The following is a 2,226-nucleotide window of genomic DNA, read 5'->3' as shown; positions in this document are numbered from 1 at the left end:
TTTCTGGTGCGTACCGGGTTGAGAAGCGGTGTAAGTGAACTGCAGTTGCCATGTTTTACGGCAGTGAGAGCAGAGATAGCGCTGATGTCCGGCAGTGCTTTTGCCGTTACGCACCACCCCGTCAGTAGCTGAACAGGAGGGACAGCTGATAGAAACAGAAGCCACTGGAGCACCTCAAAAACACCATCATACACTAAATCAGTAAGTTGGCAGCATCACCAAAAGACCTTGGTAATTGGATAACATATGGGCCATCTGGGCACCCCATTTCTAATATGCAAGGTACGCCAGAAAAACCCAGTGATATAAGATAGGTTGTAGATGTATGAAAGCATGCTTGTTACTATTTTTTTATTTTTCTCTTATTGGTCAATTGCATGGTGCTGATGTGAAAATAAAAGAAAACGAAAGTGTGATGGGATCTACAGCAATGACCTATGATTTAAGTGAAGAAAAGCTGATGAAACTGAAGTATAAATCACAACATGGTGATTCAGAGGCATCATTTCGACTATATCAATATTACTGCTTTACTAAAAATAATATTGATAAACAATTGCGATTCTTGGAAAGATCAGCATCTCAGGGGAATGTTACAGCGCAGTTTAATTATGGGGTCTTTTTATCAGATACAAATCCAACATTATCAGAATATTATAATTTGAATAGAGCTATTTATTGGATGGAATTCGCTGTAAATAACGGTAATATTGATGCAAAGAGCAAACTTCAAGAGCTCAAAAAGCTAAAGCGAATGGATAGAAGGAAGAATAAGGAGAATCCGTAAAAGCAATAGTTCATCAGACTGCCGCAGCAGTAGTATGATGATGAATCAGGGCTGTACTATAACTATTATCGGTAACATTAACCGCAGCAGGGGCGGTATAACACTCAGGCTCCGATTGGGCTGGAAGGTAGGTGGAATTTTTATCAGTATCCGTTGAACCCGATTTCTGGAATCGATCCCCTTGGGATTAGCCACCTGTTTATACAACATAACTTTAGGTATGCTTTCGTGTGTTTCAGATATACCATGTGATGATAATTTTTATGATGTGCTTAGTATTCCAGTCGCTTCTGGTAATAATATGCAATATAAAAATAATCCCCGTTGTACACATTTATAAATAGATGGCCAATACCTCAAGGCCTATGGAGTTGGAATGTTAATGACCCGGGAGCAAGCAATAGAAAACCTGACGGCATACGATTAGTACCGTCAGTTAATACAGGAACTTATAATCGCAATGGATTTTCAATACATAGTTGTTTAAACACTTTTGGTCCGTCTTTAGGACCTCGATTCTGTTCCGAGGGTTGTATAACTGGTTTATCTAATGACATGCAAAAATTAAATGAGTTAATATTTTCAGAGCCAGATAGCACATTAACAGTTACGGACTAAAAAAATATGGCAAGGTTATTAACAATTGTATTTTTTCTCTATTTCTGCGAGTGCAGTTACTGCAAGAAAATTTCAGAGAGAGTTAGATTTGGCAGACAAAGCAATATTATGGGCACTAATATCAGCCAGTACTAAAGAGGGACGAAAAGCGTGTTCACTAAGCTATTTTGCCTGTAAGGCCGCAGAGGCTGAACTCGGACTGGCATATATGGCTGCGAATGATAACAAGGAATTTCTCACATCCTTATCTAATATAATGAGGTACAAAATAGATGCTGGACTTTCCGAATCCTATACATGCTATTTATTAAGTAAGGGAAAGATCATAAGACCATATCTGAAAAATCTAAATCCACTCCAACTTGCCGCTGATTGCATTGAAACAGTAAATAAAATAAAAGATAAGAATAAAAAAATCATTGATATAAATTCAGTTAATATTTGTAGTGATGATAAAAATATAAAATTGAGAGTTAATAGTACTATTATGGCCATTGATGATTCTATAAAATGCATCGATGAATGGGTGATGCTGCCAACTTACTGATTTAGTGTATGATGGTGTTTTTGAGGTGCTCCAGTGGCTTCTGTTTCTATCAGCTGTCCCTCCTGTTCAGCTACTGACGGGGTGGTGCGTAACGGCAAAAGCACTGCCGGACATCAGCGCTATCTCTGCTCTCACTGCCGTAAAACATGGCAACTGCAGTTCACTTACACCGCTTCTCAACCCGGTACGCACCAGAAAATTATTGATATGGCCATGAATGGCGTTGGATGCCGGGCAACTGCACGCATTATGGGCGTTAGCCTCAACACGATTT

3 protein-coding genes and 3 pseudogenes are annotated in these 2,226 nt (G+C 39.1%); 5 read left to right on the top strand and 1 reads right to left on the bottom strand.

The features are described 5' to 3' along the window. Positions 1-165, bottom strand: a 165-nt coding sequence (locus BFF42_RS15400) for an IS1 family transposase (RefSeq protein WP_000179192.1), incomplete at its 3' end; no start/stop codon positions are given. A gap of 41 nt (positions 166-206) precedes the next feature. Here BFF42_RS15400 and BFF42_RS28350 point away from each other — a divergent pair. The 5 genes and pseudogenes from BFF42_RS28350 to BFF42_RS15375 all read left to right on the top strand — a co-directional run. Beyond that, positions 207-314: pseudogene (locus tag BFF42_RS28350) on the top strand (hypothetical protein); the annotation flags it as partial. Between the two features lie 11 nt (positions 315-325). Next, the gene (locus BFF42_RS15395; protein ID WP_000642489.1) at positions 326-787 is read left to right on the top strand and encodes an SEL1-like repeat protein; all 462 of its coding nucleotides are present in this window, start codon (positions 326-328) and stop codon (positions 785-787) included. Positions 788-820: 33 nt separating this feature from the next. Next, positions 821-1,039: pseudogene (locus BFF42_RS28345) on the top strand (RHS repeat-associated core domain-containing protein); the annotation flags it as partial. Positions 1,040-1,411: 372 nt separating this feature from the next. Further along, positions 1,412-1,952: pseudogene (locus tag BFF42_RS15380) on the top strand (Imm57 family immunity protein). Positions 1,953-1,985: 33 nt separating this feature from the next. Then, the coding region (locus BFF42_RS15375) for an IS1-like element transposase (protein ID WP_146627760.1) at positions 1,986-2,226 on the top strand (241 nt) is incomplete at its 3' end.

The sequence above is a fragment of the Shigella sp. FC1661 genome (genome assembly GCF_001712525.1).
GTDB lineage: Bacteria > Pseudomonadota > Gammaproteobacteria > Enterobacterales > Enterobacteriaceae > Escherichia > Escherichia coli.
The sequence above is the reverse complement of the archived record's forward strand: the minus strand, read 5'-3'. Positions and strand labels throughout refer to the sequence as shown.

Excerpts from the sequence above, each read along its gene's own strand:
- BFF42_RS15395 (WP_000642489.1), top strand. The coding sequence starts at position 326 with ATGAAAGCATGCTTGTTACTATTTTTTTATTTTTCTCTTATTGGTCAA.